At 72.1% G+C, this 19,156-nt stretch carries 16 protein-coding genes; 5 read left to right on the top strand and 11 right to left on the bottom strand.

From position 1 onward, the window contains the following. Nucleotides 1-64 precede the first annotated feature (64 nt). Complete coding sequence (locus ACFYOB_RS30435) at nt 65-292, top strand: DUF6269 family protein (protein WP_388565130.1); 228 nt, start codon at nt 65-67, stop codon at nt 290-292. Nucleotides 293-351: 59 nt separating this feature from the next. On the opposite strand, the gene ACFYOB_RS30430 is transcribed toward ACFYOB_RS30435, so the two are convergent. Continuing rightward, a complete protein-coding gene (locus ACFYOB_RS30430) occupies nt 352-2,229 on the bottom strand; it encodes a BTAD domain-containing putative transcriptional regulator (RefSeq protein WP_388565116.1) in 1,878 nt (625 codons plus the stop codon). 206 nt (nt 2,230-2,435) lie between these two features. Here ACFYOB_RS30430 and ACFYOB_RS30425 point away from each other — a divergent pair, with 206 nt between their 5' ends. Beyond that, nucleotides 2,436-2,639 (top strand): hypothetical protein, encoded by a 204-nt coding sequence (locus ACFYOB_RS30425; RefSeq protein ID WP_388565114.1) that lies wholly within the window; start codon nt 2,436-2,438, stop codon nt 2,637-2,639. A 24-nt stretch (nt 2,640-2,663) separates the two neighbouring features. On the opposite strand, the gene ACFYOB_RS30420 is transcribed toward ACFYOB_RS30425, so the two are convergent. From ACFYOB_RS30420 to ACFYOB_RS30405, 4 genes are all read right to left on the bottom strand, one after another. After that, complete coding sequence (locus ACFYOB_RS30420) at nt 2,664-5,651, bottom strand: BTAD domain-containing putative transcriptional regulator (protein ID WP_388565112.1); 2,988 nt, start codon at nt 5,649-5,651, stop codon at nt 2,664-2,666. Nucleotides 5,652-5,779: 128 nt separating this feature from the next. After that, the gene (locus ACFYOB_RS30415) at nt 5,780-6,010 is read right to left on the bottom strand and encodes an acyl-CoA carboxylase epsilon subunit (RefSeq protein ID WP_388565110.1); all 231 of its coding nucleotides are present in this window, start codon (nt 6,008-6,010) and stop codon (nt 5,780-5,782) included. A gap of 11 nt (nt 6,011-6,021) precedes the next feature. Further along, the gene (locus tag ACFYOB_RS30410) at nt 6,022-7,563 is read right to left on the bottom strand and encodes an acyl-CoA carboxylase subunit beta (protein ID WP_388565275.1); all 1,542 of its coding nucleotides are present in this window, start codon (nt 7,561-7,563) and stop codon (nt 6,022-6,024) included. A 33-nt stretch (nt 7,564-7,596) separates the two neighbouring features. Then, nucleotides 7,597-8,649: a polyprenyl synthetase family protein gene (locus tag ACFYOB_RS30405; RefSeq protein WP_388565106.1), complete on the bottom strand. Its 1,053-nt coding sequence runs from the start codon at nt 8,647-8,649 to the stop codon at nt 7,597-7,599. Between the two features lie 237 nt (nt 8,650-8,886). Between ACFYOB_RS30405 and ACFYOB_RS30400 the strand changes: the two genes are divergently transcribed. From ACFYOB_RS30400 to ACFYOB_RS30390, 3 genes are all read left to right on the top strand, one after another. After that, complete coding sequence (locus ACFYOB_RS30400) at nt 8,887-9,573, top strand: hypothetical protein (protein WP_388565103.1); 687 nt, start codon at nt 8,887-8,889, stop codon at nt 9,571-9,573. A 115-nt stretch (nt 9,574-9,688) separates the two neighbouring features. Next, a complete protein-coding gene (locus ACFYOB_RS30395) occupies nt 9,689-11,863 on the top strand; it encodes an MMPL family transporter (RefSeq protein ID WP_388565100.1) in 2,175 nt (724 codons plus the stop codon). A 78-nt stretch (nt 11,864-11,941) separates the two neighbouring features. Then, a complete protein-coding gene (locus ACFYOB_RS30390; protein WP_388565097.1) occupies nt 11,942-13,915 on the top strand; it encodes an ABC1 kinase family protein in 1,974 nt (657 codons plus the stop codon). 19 nt (nt 13,916-13,934) lie between these two features. Here ACFYOB_RS30390 and ACFYOB_RS30385 read toward each other — a convergent pair whose 3' ends face one another. From ACFYOB_RS30385 to ACFYOB_RS30360, 6 genes are read right to left on the bottom strand one after another with little or no spacing between them, the layout of a single operon-like run. Continuing rightward, nucleotides 13,935-15,179: a cytochrome P450 gene (locus tag ACFYOB_RS30385; protein ID WP_388565093.1), complete on the bottom strand. Its 1,245-nt coding sequence runs from the start codon at nt 15,177-15,179 to the stop codon at nt 13,935-13,937. A 60-nt stretch (nt 15,180-15,239) separates the two neighbouring features. After that, a complete protein-coding gene (locus ACFYOB_RS30380) occupies nt 15,240-15,833 on the bottom strand; it encodes a hypothetical protein (RefSeq protein WP_388565090.1) in 594 nt (197 codons plus the stop codon). Nucleotide 15,834: 1 nt separating this feature from the next. Next, nucleotides 15,835-16,374 carry a DUF3995 domain-containing protein gene (locus tag ACFYOB_RS30375; protein ID WP_388565087.1) on the bottom strand — a complete coding sequence of 180 codons (540 nt, stop codon included), beginning with the start codon at nt 16,372-16,374 and terminating at the stop codon, nt 15,835-15,837. Nucleotides 16,375-16,398: 24 nt separating this feature from the next. Further along, nucleotides 16,399-17,271: a tryptophan 2,3-dioxygenase family protein gene (locus ACFYOB_RS30370; protein ID WP_388565084.1), complete on the bottom strand. Its 873-nt coding sequence runs from the start codon at nt 17,269-17,271 to the stop codon at nt 16,399-16,401. Between the two features lie 28 nt (nt 17,272-17,299). Next, nucleotides 17,300-18,124, bottom strand: a complete 825-nt coding sequence (locus ACFYOB_RS30365; protein ID WP_388565081.1) for an ABC transporter permease — start codon at nt 18,122-18,124, stop codon at nt 17,300-17,302. Next, the gene (locus ACFYOB_RS30360; protein WP_388565078.1) at nt 18,121-19,149 is read right to left on the bottom strand and encodes an ATP-binding cassette domain-containing protein; all 1,029 of its coding nucleotides are present in this window, start codon (nt 19,147-19,149) and stop codon (nt 18,121-18,123) included. The genes ACFYOB_RS30365 and ACFYOB_RS30360 overlap by 4 nt, the downstream gene beginning before the upstream one ends. Nucleotides 19,150-19,156 lie beyond the last annotated feature (7 nt).

Genomic DNA, 19,156 nt, shown 5'->3' with positions numbered 1-19,156 from the left:
CAGGGGGCGAGCCGAATCTGTTGGTGCGGGACCTGAACGGGGCCCGACACCCACAGGAGGAATGATGTTCGAGAAGCCCCTGGTCCAGCACCCCCTGGAAATTCTGACGGAGATCGAGCGCAGTGCGGCAGTGGATCAGGAACTGCTGCTGCGGGACAGCGGAACGCCGTGGGCGGAGATTCTCGCGGATTATGTCGACGCGTTGAACGAACTGGCCACGCGGGGCACCGCGGACAACGGGTACATCGCCACCTACGGCCTGGACGAGGGGCACGCCGGCGGCTGCGGGTGAGTCCGCGCATGGGGAAGCGGCCCGGTGGGGGAACCACCGGGCCGCCGGGGAGCGGGAGTTCAGACCGCCGTGAGGACGCGGGTCCGGCTGAACAGCCTGACCAGCGGCATCAGGCGGAACTGCGGGACGATGTTGTCGGCGGGCCGGGGTTCCAGGAGGCGGGCGTCGGCCAGCCGGTCCAGGACGTCCTCGGCCTCGTGGAGCGGCAGGTCGAGGAGGGCGGCCGCGTCCGGGGGTGTGAAGGTGGGGAGGTCCGTGGCGGTGAGGACGGCGAACGCCGTGGCGGTGGACGGGTCGAGGGCGGTCAGGGCGTGCCGCAGTCCGGTGGTGACGTCGAGGCTGCCGATGCGCAGTTCGCCGAGCCGGCGGTCCTCGGCGGCGAGGCGGGCGGCGAGGTGGGCGGCCGGCCGGTCGGGGCGGTCGGCGAGGCGGGCCGCCGCGATGCGCAGGGCGAGCGGGAGCCGGTCGCAGTATTCGGCGATGCGGGCGACCGCTTCGGGGTCGGCGGCCAGCCGGTCGGGGCCGGCGATCCGGGCGAGGAGACCGGTCGCCTCGGCGGGGGTCATGGGGCCCAGTCGGACCAGCCGGGTGCCTTCGAGAGAGGCGAGGCCCGGGCGGATGCCGGTGACGAGGGTGCGGGTGGCGCCGCCGCCGGGAAGCAGGGGGCGTACCTGGGCGTCGTCGGCGGCGTTGTCGAGGACGATCAGCATGCGGCGGCCGGCGAGGAGCGTGCGGTAGAGCTGGGCGCGCTCGTCGAGGCCGTCGGGGATCCGCCCGGGGGCGGCACCCAGGGCGTGCAGGAACCAGCCGAGGACCTGGGCCGGGGTGCGGGGGGTGCCGTCGGGGGTGCGCAGATCGGCGTAGAGCTGTCCGTCGGGGAAGGCGGGGCGGGCCTGTTCGGCGGCCTTCAGGGCGAGTGCGGACTTTCCGGTGCCGTGGGCTCCGGTGATGACGACGTCCTGGTGGCTGTCGAGGGCGTCCAGCACGTCTCGGCTCTGGGCCTGGCGGCCCGTGAAGTCGCCCGGCGCGGCCGGCAGCAGAGCCGGGACCGGGCGGGCGGCGGGGCCGGGGACGGCGGAGGCCTGATCGACCGAAGTCCAACCGACGGGGGCCGGACCGACCGGCGCCCGACCGGCCGGGGCCGGACGCGGCGCGGGCGGCTCGGCGGTGAGGGTGGTCGTCAGGTGTTCGGGGGCGGCGGGGGCCGGCAGGGTAGCGGCGAGGATCTCCTGGTGCAGGGCACGCAGTTCGGGGCCCGGGTCGATGCCGAGTTCGTCGGCGAGGACGCGGCGGCCCTCCTCGTACAGGCAGAGGGCGTCGGCCTGTCGGCCGCAGCGGAACAGTGCGGTCATCAGCTGGCCGCGCAGGCGCTCCCGTACGGGGTGAAGGGTGACCTGCCGGGTGAGACCAGGGACGAGTTCGCCGTGGCGGCCCAGGGCGAGGGCGGCCTCGGTGTGGTGTTCGGTCGCGGCGAGGTGCGCCTCGGTCAGGCGCGGACCCTCGGCGGCGGCGAGCTGTTCGGTGACGTCGCTGAGGGCGGGGCCGCTCCAGAGGGCGAGCGCCTGGCCGAGGCGGCGTTCGGCGTCGGCGTAGCGGCCCGCGAGGAGGTCGGCGCGGCCGGTCTCGGCGAGTGCGCGGAAGCGGTCCCAGTCCAGGGCGGCGGGGGTGATGTCCATGCGGTAGCCGGCGCCGTGGCGTTCCAGGCCGTGGCCCGGTCCCAGCCGGGTGCGCAGCCGCGATACGTAGGTGTAGAGCTGCCTGGTGCTCGTGGCGGGCGGATCCCAGCCCCAGAGCAGGGTGGTGAGCCGCTCGTCGGTGATGACCTGGCCGTGGGCGAGGAGCAGGGCGGCGAGCGCGGTGCGCTGTTTGGAGCCGTCGAGGGGGACCGGGCGGCCGTCGAGCTCGGCGGACACGGGCCCGAGGATCTTGAAGTCCATGGAGTCCCCTCCGTTTCGCGAGCCCGCGTCTGCTCGCGGGCCAACCACCGCGAAACGCTAGTGACCTGCGGTTTTCTATCCCTCTCGGATCGATTTCGGTGATCCGAAAGGGTTTTGAAAGCGCACGAAAACGGGGGCTCCATAGCGTTCAGGGCGTACCGCGGGGCACCGGCCCACGGCGGACGACGAGGGTCCGGGAGGACACCATGAACCGCGCCATTCTCTCCGCTCGCAAGACCGCCCGGACCGCGACGGCTGCTCCGGTGGGCCGGCTGGTGGGGACGGCGGCCCTGCTGCTCGCGGCGGTCGGAGGGATCGCCGCGAACCAGGGTGTGACGCCAGTCGGCGACGACGCGGCCTCGCGGCTGTCCGCCGCCCAGGCCGTCATGGCGGACGACCCGTGGGTGTGAACCCGGTGCCCGGGGGGACCGCCGTCAGGGCTGGTCGCTCGCGAACAGCCGCCGCAGGCCGACCGGTTCGTCTTCCGCGAGCGCCACCAGGAACTGCTCCACACGCTCTTGCCACCCCCGTGCGCCGACCTCGGTGAAGAGGTCCGCCGCACTCTTGAACGCAGTCGCGGCGCCGCTCACATCCGAGCGCAGTGCCTGCGCACATCCGAGCACGACGGCTGCCCGTGCCCGGAGGTAGGCGTCCCTCACCTGTTCCGCGGCCTGAAGGGCGCTGCGGGCGACCGCCTCGGCCTCCTCAAGCTTTCCCTGGCGCCACAGCGCCTCCCCCAGAGCACGCAGCACGTGCGTCTCGCCCCTGCGGTCACCACTGCCGAGCACCAGCTCCAGCGCACGTCGGCAGGCCTCCTCGGCGCGCGCCCCGTCGCCCTGGTGGAGCAGCGCCTTCCCGAGCCGCAGCATGCTCTGCGCCTCACCCCGCACCGACCCGAGCCCTCTGCTCCTGGCCACTGCCTCCGACGACAGCACCAGGCTCGCCTGGGCGTCCCCCCGTTCCAGTTCGATCTGCGCCAGCAGACCCAGTACATGTGCCTCGGCGTAGGGGTCGGCGACCGCGCGGAAAATCTCCAGTGAACGACGGCCCGTCTCCACCGCCCGGCCCGTGTCCCCGCGATGGCGCTCGCACATCGCCAGGTTGCGCAGCACCAGGGCACGTCCCTGGTCCTGGCCCTGCTCCTCGAACAGGGACAGAGCCAGGTTGAGGCGCTCGTACGCGCTGTCGTGCTCGTACTGGATGATCTCCAAGGTACCGAGCGACTGGAGCATGGCCGCCTCACCCAGCCGGTCGCCGGTGCGACGGGCGGCGTCCAGGGCCGCTTCGCCGCATTCCCGCCAGTCCTCCAGGTAGTTGCGGTTCTGGAAGAGGGTGACGCTGGTCATCGTCAGCTCCCACGCGTAGCCGGACTCGCCCTCACGGGCCGCCTGCTGCACGAGCCCCGTGATGGAGGAGCGCTCGGCCTCGAACCACTCCATGGGGTCCTCCACGAGGGATTCCACCAGGTGGGCGGGGAGGTCCCGCAGGGGGGCCAGGCCGGGAACGACGGTGTAGTCGCCGCCGTAGAGCCGCCGGTGTGCCACCTTGGCGAGCCCGAGCCATACCCCGCAGGCGCGCCGCAGGGCGGCCCTCAGTTCTCCTTCTCCGTCCTCGGCAAGCGCGCATTCGCGAGCGAAGAGGCGGAGGAGGTCCTGGAACCGGTACCGGACGTGGCCGGCGCTGGCGCTGAGGGGTTCGAGGAGCTGGGCGTCGACGAGCTGTTCGATGAGGTCCTCGGCGTCGACCGGGCCGATGTCGAGCAGGGCGGCGCCGGCCCATGCGGAGAACTCGCTGACGTTCAGCGAACCGAGCAGCCGGAACATACGGGCGGTGTCGGCCGGCAGGTCGCGGTAGCTCAGCCGCAGACCGGCCCGTACCCCGCGCGCGTCCAGGCTCAGTTCGTCGAGTCTGCGGTGCTGGTCCTCCAGGCGGGTGACGAGCGTGCGCACCGTCCAGTGCGGTTTCGCCGCGAGCCGGGCGGCCGCGATGCGCAGCGCGAGGGGAAGCCGGTCGCACAGTTCGCTGAGCCGGGCGGCGGCCACCGGGTCGCCGGCGAGCCGGTCGTCGCCGGCCACCCGGGAGAGCAGGGTGATCGACTCGTCCTGTTCGAGGGAGCCGAGGTTCAGCGGTACCAGGGCGTAGTCGCCGGCCAGCCGGCTGCTCATGCTGTCTCGGCTGGTGACCAGGACGCAGCAGCCGGACGTGCCGGGCAGGAGGGGCCGTATCTGTTGGAAGGAGCGGGCGTTGTCGAGGACGATCAGCACCCGGCGGCCGTCCAGGACGCTGCGGAAGAGCGCGGTCCGTTCGACCTGGTCGGCGGGGATCTGAGGGCCGGGCACGCCGAGGGCGCGCAGGAAGCGGTCGAGGACGGCGCCGGGCCTGCGGGGTTCCTCCTCCTCGTCGTAGCCGCGCAGGTCGGCGAAGAGCTGCCCGTCGGGGAAGCGGGAGGCGACCTGGTGGGACCAGTGGACGGCGAGCGCGGTCTTGCCGACACCGCCGGTGCCGGTGATGGAGCCGACGGGCGGGGAGGCACCGTCGAGCAGGTCCAGCAGCCGGTCGAGGGTGGACAGGTCCTGGTTGCGGCCGGTGAAGGACGCCGCGGCCGGGGGGAGATGGGCCGGCACCGTGGTGACCTGGGCGGGCAGGGGGCTGCCGGTGGGAAGGGTGAGCTTCGGGGAGTCGGCGAGGATGTCCTCGTGCAGTTCCTGGACCGCGGGCCCGGGGTCGATGCCGAGCTCCTCGGCGAGCAGGCGTGCGCCGTCGCGGTACGCCTCCAGGGCCTCGGCGCGGCGGCCGGAGCGGTAGTGGGCCAGCATCAGCTGGGCGAGGGCCTGTTCGCGCAGCGGGTTCGTCCGCACGAAGCCGGTGAGCTCCCCGATCAGTTCGCGGTGCTGGCCGAGATCCAGGCGCAGGGCGGTGAGCTGTTCGTACACGTCGAGGCGGAGCTCGGTCAGGCGCTCGGCCTCCGCTTCGACCCGTTCGGCGGTGATGCCGGCGAGGGCGGGGCCGCGCCACATCGCGAGGGCTTCCTCGAAGTGGGCACGGGCCTCCTCGGTACGGCCGCGACGGGCGGCCTCGCGCCCTTCGGCGGCCCGCCTCTCGAACTCGACGGCGTCGATGCGGTGTTCGCCCGGGTGCAGCAGGTAGCCGGGGTGGCTGGTGACCAGCAGGTCGTCGATGCCGGTCGCGTTCTTGAGCGTCTTGCGCAGGCCGGAGACGCAGATGGCGATCTGGTTGCGGGCGGTGGCGGGCGGGCTGCCCTGCCAGACGGCGTCGGCGAGGGTGTCGACGGAGACCACCCGGCCGGGCGCCAGCAGCAGCATGGACATGAGGGTGCGCTGGCGGGCGCCCTGGAGGGCGACCGGGCGCCCGTCGGCGCTGATGTCCAGTGGCCCCAGGATCCGGAACACCACCTGAAGCACGGCGCCCTCCTCACAGTTCGACCGCGGTCGTGCCGGAACGACCGATTCGCCGCCCTTCACTCTGAGTTACAGGGGCTGCTCTCGGCCGTGCAACGCGGACGGCAGCAAGCTGCCAGGAGGGCCGCTGATCAGGGGCGGGCCGCCCACGAGGTGGGCGGGAGGATGTCACTGCGGTCCCATCGGGCGGACGGTCCGGGGTCGGCGGGCGCGTCGCGGCCCGCGACGGCCGGGGGCGGGACGAGCGCGGTCAGGAGAGCGGCGACGGCGGCCAGTTCCTCCGGGGTGGGGCGACCGTTGATGATCTTGAACAGGGCCGGCGCCAGGGGGCTTTCGACGGCGGGCAGGGGTGTTCCGGGCATGGCGTCGCTCCTCACATCGGGGGGTTGCCGTGCTTTCGGGCGGGGGTCATGGCGTGCTTGCTGCGGAGCATGGCGAGCGCGGCGATGAGGGTGGCCCGGGTGTCGGCGGGGTCGATGACGTCGTCGACGAGGCCGCGCTCGGCCGCGTAGTACGGGTGCATCAGCTCAGTCCGGTATTCCTTGACCAGTTGCTGCCGGGTGGCCTCCGGGTCCTCGGCCTGGGCGATCTGCCGGCGGAAGACCACGTTGGCGGCGCCCTCGGCGCCCATGACGGCGATCTCGTTGGCCGGCCAGGCGTAGGTGAGGTCGGCGCCGATGGACTGGGAGTCCATGACGATGTACGCGCCGCCGTAGGCCTTGCGCAGGATCAGCGAGATCCGCGGGACGGTGGCGTTGCAGTACGCGTAGAGCAGCTTCGCGCCGTGCCGGATGATGCCGCCGTGCTCCTGGTCGACGCCCGGCAGGAAGCCCGGTACGTCGACCAGCGTCACCAACGGGATCGAGAACGCGTCGCAGAGCTGGACGAAGCGCGCGGCCTTCTCCGAGGCGTGGATGTCCAGCACCCCGGCCAGCGACTGCGGCTGACTGGCGACGATGCCGACGACCTGGCCGCCGAGCCGGGCCAGGGTGGTGATCACGCTGGTGGCCCACCGCTCGTGGACCTCCATGTGCTCGCCGTCGTCGACGATCTCGGTGATGACCTCGCGCATGTCGTACGGGCGGCTCCCGTCGAGCGGGACCAGGTCGAGCAGCCGCGGGCAGGCCCGGTCGAGGGGATCGTCGCCGGGGGCGGCGGGCGGAGCGGCCCGGTTGTTGGAGGGCAGCATCGAGATGAGGTAGCGGACCTCGGAGATGCAGGTCTCCTCGTCGTCGTACGCGAAGTGCGCGACGCCCGAGGTCTCGGCGTGAACGTCCGCGCCGCCGAGGCCGTTCTGGGTGATCTCCTCGCCGGTCACCGCGCGGACCACGTCCGGGCCGGTGATGAACATCTGGGACGTCTCGCGGACCATGAACACGAAGTCGGTCAGGGCCGGGGAGTACGCGGCGCCGCCGGCGCACGGGCCCAGCATCACCGAGATCTGCGGGATCACCCCGGAGGCCCGGGTGTTGCGCTGGAAGATGCCGCCGTAGCCGGCGAGGGCGGAGACGCCCTCCTGGATACGGGCTCCCGCGCCGTCGTTGAGGGAGACCAGCGGAGCGCCGGCCGCGATGGCCATGTCCATGATCTTGTGGATCTTCGTGGCATGGGCCTCGCCCAGGGCGCCGCCGAAGATCCGGAAGTCGTGCGCGTAGACGAAGACCGTGCGGCCCTCGACCGTCCCCCAGCCGGTGATCACACCGTCGGTGTACGGCTTCTTCGCCTCCAGGCCGAACCCGGTCGCGCGGTGGCGGCGCAGCTGCTCGACCTCCTTGAAGGAGCCTTCGTCGAGGAGCAGCGCGATGCGCTCGCGGGCGGTCAGCTTGCCCTTGGCATGCTGCGCCTCGGTGGCGGCGGCGACGCCGTCCTGGATTTCCTGGCGGATGCGGACGAGTTCGCCGACCCGTTCGGCCATGGTCATGGGGACTCCCTTGCCGGTTCGGCCGGCTCAGCTGGTGCGAAGTGCGACGTAGTCGCAGAGTGTGAGCAGGGCGCGGCGGGCCGGCAGCGGAGGCAGCAGCCCGAGGGCGGACCGGGCCCGGTCGAGCCGGCGGTGCATCACGGCCTCGGTCTCGGTGAGCGCGGACGAGCGCGCGAAGAGCTCCAGGGCGCGCGGCACGGCGGCGGCCGGGACGGGGCCGTCAGCGAGCAGGCCGCGCAGTTCGGCGTCGGCCCGGTCGCCGCCCTCCCGGGCGAGCAGGACGGGCAGGCTCTGGACGCCGGCCAACAGGTCCTTGCCGCGCTCCTTGCCGGTGAGTTCGGCCGAGGACCGCAGGTCGAGGAGGTCGTCGGCTATCTGGAAGGCGATGCCGAGCTGTTCGCCGGCCTCGGTGAGGGCGGCCGTGGCGGGCACGGGGGCCGCGGCCTGTACGGCACCGATGCCGAGGGACATGGCGAGCAGCGCCGCCGTCTTGCCGGCCGCCACCTGGAAGTAGTGGGTGACCGGGTCCTCGTCGGGCCCGGGCCCGGTGAGCTCGCGCAGCTGTCCGGCGACCAGGCGGCCGGCGGTCTGCGCGTTCAGGTGCACGGCCGCGGGACCGAGTTCGGCGGCGAGCTGGGCGGCTCGGGCGAGCAGCCAGTCCCCGCCGAGGACGGCGGCCCGCTCGCCCCAGCGGGCGTGCACGCTGGGGACGCCGTGCCGTGTGGCGGCGCCGTCCATCACGTCGTCGTGGTAGAGCGAGGCGATGTGCACGAGTTCGGCGATGGCCGCGGCCTGGGTGACACCGTCCGCCCAGGGGTCTCCGAACTCGGCGCCGAGGAGGACCAGGAGGGGGCGCAGGCGCTTGCCGCCGGCGTCGGCGAGGTGGCCGGTGAGGGCTGCGACGCGCGGGTCGAGGGCGTCGTGGGCACTGGCCTGCAGCCACTTCTCGGCGCGGCTCAGGGCCTCCCGTATACGCGTCTCGAACTCGGGTTCGTCCAGGACGAGTTGCTCCAGAAGAAGGCCTGCCGGGAAATCCGGCGAAACCGATGCCCCGGCCCCGTACATTTGTCCAGCACCCATGGGGAAACCCCTCTGTTCCGAGACGCGGTGAACATTGATGTGATTCACGTTCGTTCGAAACTTTCGACGGACACCGAGTAGCGGGCAACAGTGTTGACATGAAGGTGCCACTACGTCCTCGGCACACCGGCTGAACAGGCGTTTGTCAGCTTCCTGCCAAACTTCCCATCGTCAGGTCCGCCTCGAATTCCCGACCTTTACGCTCCCTCACGAAAACTTCTGAGGAAGGCTGGGGAATTGCGTAACCGATTCACACTCGCCGCTGTACTCGCCGCCGTGCTGGCGCTGACGGCCGTCCCGGCCACCGCCGCCGGGGCGGCCACGACCCCCGCCGGAACCGCGGGGAAGTCCTGCGGAGCGGTACGGCTGTCCGGCTCGCTCCCCGCGCCGCCGGCCGGGATGACCGTCCGGCAGGAGGTGACGATCGGGGCGGACTGCACGCCTCGGTTCGGGGAGGTACGGCTGGTTCCGGCGGCCGTCCCCGACGCCGGGGCGGCCGGGGCCCTGGCCGCCCCGGCGTCGGGGACGGAACACCAGGTGAAGAGCTGGAACGAGATGTTCGACTGCTGCAACATCCGGATGACCGGCGTGTACTCGACCTCCCGGTGGACCACGGACGGCGGCCGGATCACCTCGGCGGCCACCACCGTGACGCAGGGCTGGAACCGGGAGCCGTGGAACGCCGGCTGGTCACTGAAGTCCGCCTCGAAGGAGACCGACTGCCTCGCCGACTGCGCCGTCTCGCACTCGCGGGCGCACGCCGAATTCACCTACAAGGGGATTTTCGACGTCTCCGGGAATGTGTACGCGAACTCCCACGACTCGTACGTCGACCTGAATGCGGACGGAACGGCGACCTGCCGTTTCGACGTCCAGCTGCGCCATAGCTTCATCGGCTGGAACTGGCAGCGCGGCTGCTCCTGACCGGCGACGGCATGCGGGGAGTGTGACAGCAACCGGACATCACCGGGACGGTGGTTCACCCCCGCTGCCTACGCTCCCGGGACATACCCGCGTCTCGTGCTTGTGAAGGAGTCTCATGTTCGGACGGATTGGACGTGCTGTCGTCCTCCGGCCCTGGGTGACCATCTCGCTCTGGTTGATAGCCGCGGTGGCACTGGGCGTCTTCGCGCCCCAGCTGAAGGCCACCAGCGACCAGGCCGACTTCCTGCCCTCCCACTACGAGTCGGTCCAGGCCGCGAAGGCACAGGAGCGTGCGTTTCCCCAGCATGAGGCGCCGGCGGCCATCGCGGTGTTCCAGCGGACCGACAAGGGCAAGCTGACCGAAGCCGACCAGGCGGCGGTCGCCAAGGTCTCCGCCGGCCTGGAGGCACTGCGCCTGGACCACATCAAGCGGGTGGAGACCAACCCGCAGGCCGTCTCCCCCAACGGTGAGATCGCCCTGGCCAACGTCGTGTCCGACCTCAAGGACCCGTACGACCAGGCCCTGTCGGAGTCGGTCAAGAAGCTGCGGACGGAGGCGAAGCAGCTGCTGTCCGGTACGGACCTCCAGCTCGGGATCACCGGCCAGGCCGCCAGCGCGCTGGACTCCCGGGAGGCTTCCGGGGACACCGACTCCATGATCATGTCGGCCACCCTGCTGCTGATCGTGGTCCTGCTGCTGATCATCTTCCGCAGCCCGCTGATCGCCGTACTGCCGGTCCTGATCATCGGCATGGCGTTCGCGGTGGCTACCGGCCTGATCTCCACCGCCTCCGAACTCGGCGGACTGAAGTCCGACGGTTCCATCTCCGCGATCCTGATCGTGGTGCTGTTCGGCGTGGGCACCGACTACATCCTCTTCCTGCTCTTCCGCTACCGCGAGCTGCTGCGCGGCGGGCAGGACCCCAAGCACGCGATGATCAGCGCGGTCGCGCTGGTGGGCGAGACCATCGCCTCGGCGGCCGGCGCCGTCATCGTCGCGTTCCTCGCGCTGCTGCTGTCCACCATGGGGATGCTCCGGTCCATGGGCCCGGCGCTCGCCATCTCGGTGGCGGTGGCGCTGCTGGCCGGGCTCACCCTGGTGCCCGCGGTCTTCTCGCTGCTCGGCGCCAAGGCGTTCTGGCCGTCCAAGGCCTGGCGCGAGGAGCCGAAGAACGCGGTGGCGGGTCGCATCGGCAACCTGGCCGCCAAACGCCCGGCCGGTGTCGCGGCCCTCACCTCCGCGCTGCTCGCGGTGCTCGCCGTCGGCGTGCTGAGCTTCCACGCGGAGTTCGACAGCGAGAGCTCGCTGCCGCAGAACCTGGAGTCCGTGCAGGCCATGAAGGACCTGCAGCGCGGGTTCTCGGCCGGGCAGACCGACCCCACCGCCGTCCTCCTGGAGAAGCAGGACGGATCCGCCCTCGACCAGGCCCAGATGGACGCGTTCGGCGCCGCGCTGAAGAAGGTGGACGGGGTCGGCGACGTCTCCCCCGCCGTCACCGGCGCGAACGGCGCCCTCGCCCAGTACAGCGTCGTGCTCACCCACCGGCCCACCGAGGACAAGGCACTGGCCCTGGTCGACGGGCCGCTGCGGGACGCCGCGCACCGGGCCGCGCCGGAGGGCACCAAGGCGCTGGTCGGCGGCACCACCGCGGTGCTCGCGGACATCCGTACGGCGGTCAACCACGACTACAAGGTGGTCTTCCCGGCCGCCGGACTCGCCATCATGATCATCCTGGGACTGCTGCTGCGCAGTGTGGTCGCCCCGCTGTACCTGATGGTCTCGGTCGCTCTCGGCTTCGGCGCGACGCTGGGCGCCACGGTGTGGCTGTTCCAGAACGGGATGGGCAAGAACGGCCTGCTGTTCACCCTGCCGGTGATCGTCTATCTCTTCGTGGTGGCGATCGGCACCGACTACAACATCCTCATGGTGGCCCGGCTCCGGGAGGAGATCGGACAGGGCCGCCCACCGCGCGAGGCGGTTCGCCGAGCGGTCACCGCGTCCGCTCCGACGATCGCCGCGGCCGCGGTCATCCTGGCCGGCACCTTCGGCGTGCTGATGCTCGCCGAGAACTCGATGCTCCAGCAGATGGGCTTCGCGGTGGCCTTCGGCATCATGCTGTCCGCCTTCGTGATGGCCGTCCTGCTGGTGCCCACGCTGACCACCCTGCTGGGCCACCGCGCCTGGTGGCCCGGGCACCGCTCCACCCAGCCGCAGCCCCGGACGGGCGGGGCGGCGGCCGAGCAGGCCGGACCGGCCGCGTCCCGCGCCGACGACCGGACACTCGTATAACCGCGCGATCTGTGCGAGAGGAGGGCGCCGTCCGGACCCCGCCGCTGACCTGCGGCGGGGCCCGGGCGGCGCACAGCCATGGAGTTGACCCTGTTCCTGTTCGTCGCCGCACTCACCCTCGTCGTGGCCGTCGCCGCGCTCTCGGTCGGGGCCCGGCGGCTTCTGGGCCTGCGCATCGGCAAGGTCCGGGCCGCGCTGACCGGCCTGGTGGCCATGGGCGTGAGCGGACTGATCGGAGCCGCGATGGGCGAAGCCCGTCGCGGCGCCCTCATTTCGGTGCAGCTGGGCCTGACCGTGCTCGCCGCTGTGGTCTTCCTCGCGCTCTCCGAGGTACTGGTGCCGTCCGGCTCGCTGGCCGGGATGGTCCGCTGGCCGCAGGCGCTGCGCCGCCGGGTGGCCCGCACCCGCAGGTACGCGCAGCTGAGCCGGATAGCGATGCGCCACGGCCTGGGCGGCGCGCTGCGCGGCCGGGGCCGCGGCGGGCCCGAGGCCGCGCGGGAGCGCACCCAGCTGGCAGCCAGTGTCCGGGTGGCGCTGGAGGAGGCGGGCGCCACCTTCGTCAAGCTCGGCCAGGTCCTCTCCACCAGGTACGACCTGCTGCCCGGCGAGTTCGTGGAGGAGCTGACCAAGCTCCAGCACCAGGTGGCGGCCGACTCCTGGGAGGAGGTGGAGCGGGTGCTCACCGAGGAGCTGGGCAAGGAACCCGCCGCGTTCTTCGCCGAGTTCGACCACGTGCCGCTCGCCGCCGGGTCCATCGCCCAGGTACACCGGGCGCGGCTGGCCACCGGTGAGGACGTGGTGGTCAAGGTGCAGCGGCCCGGTGCCCGTCCGGTGGTCGACCGGGACCTGGACATCCTGTTCCGGATGAGCCGCAAGATGGAGGAGCACACCTCGTGGGGGCGGGACTTCGGCGCCCTGGACCTCGCCGAGGGGTTCGCGACCTCGCTCAACGAGGAGCTGGACTTCCGGATCGAGGCCCGGAACATGGCCACCATCAGGGCGGCGGCCGGCCGGGCCGAGGCGGTGTCCACGGTGAAGATGCCGCTGGTGTACGAGGAGCTGAGCAGCCGCCGGGTGCTGGTACTGGAGTGCCTGACCGGTGTGCCGCTGAACGCGGCGGCCGGGGCCGCCATCGACGAGCGCGGCCTGGACCGCACCGAGCTGGCCCGCCAGCTGCTGGAGTGCGTGCTGGAGCAGATCATGATCGGCGGGGTGTTCCACGCCGATCCGCACCCCGGAAACATCATGCTGCTCGACGACGGCGGCCTCGGCCTGATCGACTTCGGGTCGGTGGGCCGGATCGACCGGGTTCTGCGGGCGGCGCTGCGCAATCTGCTGCTCGCCATCCACCGCAGCGATCCGGTGGCGCTCTCGGACGCGTTGCTGGAACTGGTCGACCGGCGCGAGGAGATCGACGAGATCCGGCTGGAGCGGGCGCTGGGCCGGTTCATGGCGCGCCACCTCACCCCCGGAGTGCGGCCGGACCGGGAGATGTTCGCGGACCTGTTCCTGCTGGTGGCGCGGCACGGGCTGACCGTGCCGCCGGAGATCGCCGCCACCTTCCGCGCGCTGGCGACGCTGGAGGGGGCGATGGAGCAGCTCGTCCCGGGCTTCGACATCGTGGCCGAGGCCCGCTCCTTCGCCGCCGCGCAGCTGGAGCGCAAGCTGAGCCCCAAATCGATCGGCCAGGTGCTCTCGGAGGAGGCGCTGGCGCTCGCCCCGATGCTACGCCGGCTGCCGCGCCGGGTGGAGCGGATCACCAACGCGCTGGAGCACGGCCGGCTCGGGGTGCAGGTACGGCTGCTGGCCGACGAGCGGGACCGCCGGTTCGTGCGCTCGCTGGTGCACGACGTGCTGCTGACGTTCCTGGGCGGGGTCACCGGTCTGATCGGGGTGCTGCTGCTCGGTACGGACCACGGCCCGGCGCTGAACGAGTCCCTGACACTGTTCCAGCTGATCGGCTACAACCTGCTGGTGGTCAGCTGTGTGCTGGTCATCCGCGTGGTCTTCGGGATCTTCAAGGCGCAGCGCAGGCCCCCGGGCCGCTGGTAGCGGCCCGGGGGAGCCCCGCTCAGGCCGCCCGGAAGGCCACCGGCAGGCTGCTGTAGCCGTAGAGGAAGTTGGAGTACACGCGCCTGGCCTCGCCCCGGGGCTCGATGGCGCCGACCATGTCCCGCAGCGCCGCGAGGAGCGCCTTGAGCTCCTCGCGGCCGAGGAAGGCGCCCAGGCAGAAGTGCGGGCCGAAGCCGAAGGTGACGTGCTTGTTGGGTGTGCGGGCCAGGTCGTAGCGGAGGGGGTCCGCGAACACGCTCTCGTCGAAGTTGGCTGAGGTGTTCCACAGGGTGACGATGTCGCCGGCCGGTATGGTCCGGCCGCCGATCTCCACGTCGACCAGGGCCCGGCGGCCGAAGTGCATGGCGGGCGTGGTCCAGCGCAGCACTTCCTCGGTGGCACTCTCCACGCTCACCTCGCCGGAGGCGAACGCCTGCCACTGGTCCGGGTGTTCGATGAACCCGAGGACGGCGCCGATGGACGCCATCCGGCTGGACTCGTCGCCGCCGATGATCAGGCTGTAGCAGTTGAAGACGATCTCTTCCTCGGTGAGCGGCCGGCCCTCGATCTGCCCGGTCGCGAGCGCGCTGATCACGTCGTCGCCGGGGTTCTTGCGGCGGCTGCGGGCGAGGTCGGAGAAGTAGAGCAGGATCTCGTTGCGGGCGAGCCAGGCCTCGTCGGCGGTGCCGTCGCTGCTGTCCGCGCTGAGCACCTGCTTGTTCCACTCGAGGAGCGGCTGGCGGTCCTGCGGGGGCACCGCCATCAGGTCGCAGATCGTGCCCATGGGGATGTGCTCGGCCATCGCCTCGGCGTAGTCGAAGGCGCCCCGGTCGAGCACCTGGGAGAGCAGGTCGCGGGTGCGGCCCTGCACCTGCTCCACCACGTGGTGCAGCGCCCGCGGCGAGAAGGACTTGAGCATCAGGTTGCGAATGGCGCGGTGCCGGGCGCCGTCGCTGACGGCGAGCATCTTGCCGGCCGCCGAGTCGCCGCCCTGGAGCAGGGTGGACAGGACGTTGCCGCGCTCGGAGGTGAACCGGCCGGCGTCCTTGTAGACGGCCAGCACGTCGTCGTACCGGGTGAGCGCCCAGAAGCCGGGCAGGGCGGAGGTGGCCGGGTGGTGGTGGACGGGCCGCTCGGTGCGGAACCGCTGCCACAGCTCGTGCAGTTCGGCGGGGTCGCCGGTGGCGAAGGTCCTGGGGTCGGTGAGGTCCACGGCGTCCAGGTCACCGTGGCGGCCGTGGACGGTCTCGGTCGTTGTCGTCATGTCCGCTCTCAGTCGGTAGTCGCGTCCAGGGGCTGTCAGCCCTGTTCCGCCGAAGCCCCCTCAGGGGGTGTGGCCCGCCGGGGACTCGGCGCGGCGGCGGATGCCGTGGAGCCACTCACGGCGGATGAGGCCGCTGGGCAGCCGGATGAGCAGCCAGTAGCGGTTGAAGCTGCGCCGGGTGGCGTCGTCCGTGCTGAGCACCCGTGTCTCGGTGGCCAGCCGGCCCTTGTCGTAGTGGAAGTTGAAGGCCACCTTGTAGTGGCCGGGGCGGTCGAAGGCCGCGAAGGACCCGCCCACGGGGTCGGCGAGGGCGGCCGGACCCTTGGGGTCCCGGGTGGCCACCACAGCGCCGACCACCAGTTCGCGCGGGCCGCGGTACAGCTCGGTGAAGCCGCCGCCGGTCATGGAGCCGAGGAAGGGCTCCTCGGCCTTGTCCCGCTTGGTGCCGAGCGAGCCGACCAGCAGCAGCGAGTGGAACAGGGGCAGGTCGCGCCAGCGGGTCTCGTCGACCGCGCGCAGCACCCTCTCGCGGGGCAGGGCCAAAGCGAGCGAATGCCGCTCGCGATGGTCCCAGGCCGGCATCAGCCGGTCGAGCGCCGTGTCCGGGAGCTGCCCGGCCCCCTCCGCCCGGCCCGCCGGGTCCGCCCGCTCCATGTCAGGCCCCCTGGGCCGCGGTGCGGCGGGTGCGCCGCTGGAAGGCCAGCGCCATGACGGTGAACAGCAAGCCGCCGAGCATCCAGTAGGGCTCGTAGAGCAGGACGCTGAACCGGTCCATGCCCTCCAGCGGAGTCCCGCGCCGTCCGGCCAGGTAGACCGCGAGGTCGACCATGGCGGGCAGCGCGTGGAAGACCATCAGCAGGGCGCAGCCCCAGGCCCCGCACAGCACCAGCCAGCGCGGGAAGAACAGGCCCCAGCGCTGCACCAGGGCGAGCGCCAGGGCGGCCCCGCCCAGGTTCATCGGGATGGCGATCAGGTCAATGATGAACAGGGGCGTGTTGTCGACCAGCGACTCGCCCGGCGGCAGCCCGAACGTGCCGCCGAGGGCCCAGTAGGCGTGGAAGGCCGCGAAGACGACCATCCAGACGCATGCGGCGCTGCCCGTCGTTCTCTGCCAGGCGGTGGCGGCCGGGTAGCGGTCCGCGCGGGCCGCTAAGCGGCTGGTGGTACGGCTGGCGTTGGCGGGTGCGGTGCGCATGGAGTTCCAATCGCAGGCGGAGTATCAGGCGGAAAGGTCCGAGCCGTAGCCCATCGGGCAGCCGTAGACGACGTTGCCGTCTCCCTCGGGTGACGCTTCGCCGGCCGGCGCCGCGTGCACCTGGCTGCGGGCTTCGTGAAGTTCGGGGAAGAACCACTTGTCCAGCGTAGTGCGCAGGAATTCCGAGCCGGCGCTGCCTCCGCTGCCGGGGCGGGCGCCGAGGGCGCGGACCACCAGCATCCAGTGCTGGTAGCGCCACTGGTGGAACAGCGCGTCGTAGGCGAGCAGGTCCTCGGCGGTGTCGCGCAGCTCCTCGGCGGCTCGGCCGGGGGCGAAGAGCTTCTCCGGCGAGAGGCCGCGGCGCTCCAACAGGTCCATGAAGGCGTCGTTCAGGGTCGGTTCGTGGAACCTGCGCAGCAGCCGCTCGCGCTCGGCGACCGAGGCGCCCGGCAGGTTGAGGTAGCGGCGGTCGCGCAGGCCGGAGATCATCTCCAGCTCGCGGAACTGGACGGACTGGAAGCCGCTGGACTCCCCGAGCGCGCCGCGGAACTCGTTGAACCCGGCCGGGGTCATGGTGGCGAGGACGTCGAGGTGGCCCAGCCACAGGGAGGTCACGCGGGTGAGCCGGCGCAGGCCCCAGCGGGCCTGGCCGAGCAGTTCGCGGTCCAGGGAGGTGCGGACCTGTTCCAGCTCGTGCAGGGCGCAGGAGAACCACAGCTCGATGGCCTGGTGGGTGATGATGAAGAGCATCTCGTCGTGCGCGTCGGTGCGCGGGCGCTGGAGCTCCAGGAGCCCGGGAACCTCCAGGTAGGAGCCGTACGAGAGCGGTTCGGCCGGGGTGGCCGCGCTCGGGGCGAAGGCGGGCGGGGTGAACGACTCGGCGATGGTGTCCGTCATGGCGTGGGTTTCCCCCTCTGTGCGCCGCTCAACGAGCGACGGCGGTGCGGTACTTACGGATGGCCAGCGGCGCGGAGAGCGCGAGGATCAGCGCCATCCATGCCAGGCTGAGCGAGATGGGATGGTCGGTCGGGAAGGAGTGTCCGGTGGTCGCCTGCGGGTTGCCCCACAGCTCGCGGCAGGCACCCACCACGGAGCTCAGCGGGTTCCACTCCGCCGCCACCCGCAGCCAGTCGGGCAGACCGGTGAGCGGGATGAAGGCGTTGGACAGGAACATCACCGGCATCAGGAGCAGCGAGGGCACGGAGGAGGCGGTCGCGGGGTCGCCCACGGCGAGCCCGATCAGCGCTCCCAGCCAGGCCACGGTGAAGCCGAACAGCAGCAGGATGCCGAAGCCGGCGGCCACGCTCAGGACGCCGGTGTGGGTGCGCCAGCCGATGGCGAGGCCCACGACGGCCATCGCCGCACAGCTGACGGCGCGCAGCGCGGTGTCGCCGACGGTACGGCCGATCAGCACGGCCGCGCCCGACATGGGCAGCGAGCGGAATCGGTCCACCAGCCCGTTGCGCAGGTCCTCGACGGCGCCGACCGAGGTGTCGGGTACTGCGGTCAGCACGCCCTGGGTGAAGATGCCGGCCATGATGAACTCGGCGTAGCCGCCGTCGGGGACGTCGATGACGCTGCCGAACAGCACGCCGAAGAGCAGGACGAACACCATCGGCAGCAGGACGGCGTTGACCAGCCGGCCGGGGGCCCGGCGCAGGTGACGCAGATGCCGTTCGACGCAGATCACTCCGTCGTTCAGCGCGGCGCCGAGGCCGTCGCCGCGGGTCGCTCCGGTCAAGGCGCTCATGCCGCGCTCCGTTCTTCGACGCGTACGCCGGCCGGCTCGGTGGCCTGTCCGCCGTCGGGGTCCTCGGCGGGTGCGCCGGCAGGATCGGCCGGCGCGTGGCCGGTGAGGCTGAGGAAGACGTCGTCGAGGGAGGGGCGGCGGACCGCGAACTCGGTCACCGCCACCCCGCACGCCCGCAGTGCCACCGCGGCGTCGGCGATGTCGTTGAGGCCGGCGGTGAGCTGCACCCGCAGCAGGCCGCCGGTGTCGTCGGCGAGCGGTACCGCGCCGAGGGCGCGGCTGAGCGCCGCGGCGGCGGCGCCGCGCTGGGCCGGATCGGCCAGCCCCACCTCCAGACGTTCGCCGCCCACCGTCCGCTTGAGCTCGTCCGGGCTTCCCTCGGCGATCACCCGGCCGGAGTCGACCACCGCGATCCGGTCGGCCAGCTGGTCTGCCTCCTCCAGGTACTGGGTGGTCAGCAGGACCGTGACGCCCGCGGCGACCTGCTCGCGGATCATCGCCCACAGGTCGATGCGACTGGCCGGGTCGAGGCCGGTGGTCGGCTCGTCGAGGAAGAGGACGGACGGCCCGGCGACCAGGCTGACCGCGAGGTCGAGGCGGCGCCGCATGCCGCCGGAGTACGTCCCGGCCGGCTTGTCCGCGGCGTCGGTCAGCCGGAACCGCTCCAGCAGTTCGGCGGCCCGCTGCTTGGCCCGGGGCCGGGTGAGGCGCTGGAGCATGCCCACCATGCGCAGGTTCTCGGAGCCGGTGAGCTGCTCGTCGACGGCCGCGTACTGGCCGGTGAGGCCGATCGCCCGCTGCACCTCCTTGCGCTGGCGGACCACGTCGTACCCGGCCACCCGGGCACTGCCCGCGTCCGGTTCGAGGAGGGTCGCCAGGATGCGGACCGTCGTCGTCTTGCCCGCCCCGTTCGGTCCCAGTACCCCGAGCACGGAGCCCGTGGGGACCGCGAGGTCGACGCCGCTCAGCGCCTCGTGATCGCCGTACCGCTTGCGGAGTCCCTCCGCCTGGATTGCCAGCTCCACTGTCAGC

The organism is Streptomyces sp. NPDC006463, assembly GCF_042870715.1.
Lineage (GTDB): Bacteria > Actinomycetota > Actinomycetes > Streptomycetales > Streptomycetaceae > Streptomyces.
Note: the sequence above shows the minus strand (reverse complement) of the source record. Positions and strands in the feature narration are given on the sequence as shown.

Bases quoted from the DNA above. Each gene is read 5' to 3' on its own strand.
- ACFYOB_RS30435 (WP_388565130.1), top strand. From the start codon at position 65: ATGTTCGAGAAGCCCCTGGTCCAGCACCCCCTGGAAATTCTGACGGAG.
- ACFYOB_RS30430 (WP_388565116.1), bottom strand. From the start codon at position 2,229: ATGGACTTCAAGATCCTCGGGCCCGTGTCCGCCGAGCTCGACGGCCGC.
- ACFYOB_RS30425 (WP_388565114.1), top strand. From the start codon at position 2,436: ATGAACCGCGCCATTCTCTCCGCTCGCAAGACCGCCCGGACCGCGACG.
- ACFYOB_RS30415 (WP_388565110.1), bottom strand. From the start codon at position 6,010: ATGCCCGGAACACCCCTGCCCGCCGTCGAAAGCCCCCTGGCGCCGGCC.
- ACFYOB_RS30410 (WP_388565275.1), bottom strand. From the start codon at position 7,563: ATGGCCGAACGGGTCGGCGAACTCGTCCGCATCCGCCAGGAAATCCAG.
- ACFYOB_RS30405 (WP_388565106.1), bottom strand. From the start codon at position 8,649: ATGGGTGCTGGACAAATGTACGGGGCCGGGGCATCGGTTTCGCCGGAT.
- ACFYOB_RS30395 (WP_388565100.1), top strand. From the start codon at position 9,689: ATGTTCGGACGGATTGGACGTGCTGTCGTCCTCCGGCCCTGGGTGACC.
- ACFYOB_RS30390 (WP_388565097.1), top strand. From the start codon at position 11,942: ATGGAGTTGACCCTGTTCCTGTTCGTCGCCGCACTCACCCTCGTCGTG.
- ACFYOB_RS30385 (WP_388565093.1), bottom strand. From the start codon at position 15,179: ATGACGACAACGACCGAGACCGTCCACGGCCGCCACGGTGACCTGGAC.
- ACFYOB_RS30380 (WP_388565090.1), bottom strand. From the start codon at position 15,833: ATGGAGCGGGCGGACCCGGCGGGCCGGGCGGAGGGGGCCGGGCAGCTC.
- ACFYOB_RS30375 (WP_388565087.1), bottom strand. From the start codon at position 16,374: ATGCGCACCGCACCCGCCAACGCCAGCCGTACCACCAGCCGCTTAGCG.
- ACFYOB_RS30370 (WP_388565084.1), bottom strand. From the start codon at position 17,271: ATGACGGACACCATCGCCGAGTCGTTCACCCCGCCCGCCTTCGCCCCG.
- ACFYOB_RS30365 (WP_388565081.1), bottom strand. From the start codon at position 18,124: ATGAGCGCCTTGACCGGAGCGACCCGCGGCGACGGCCTCGGCGCCGCG.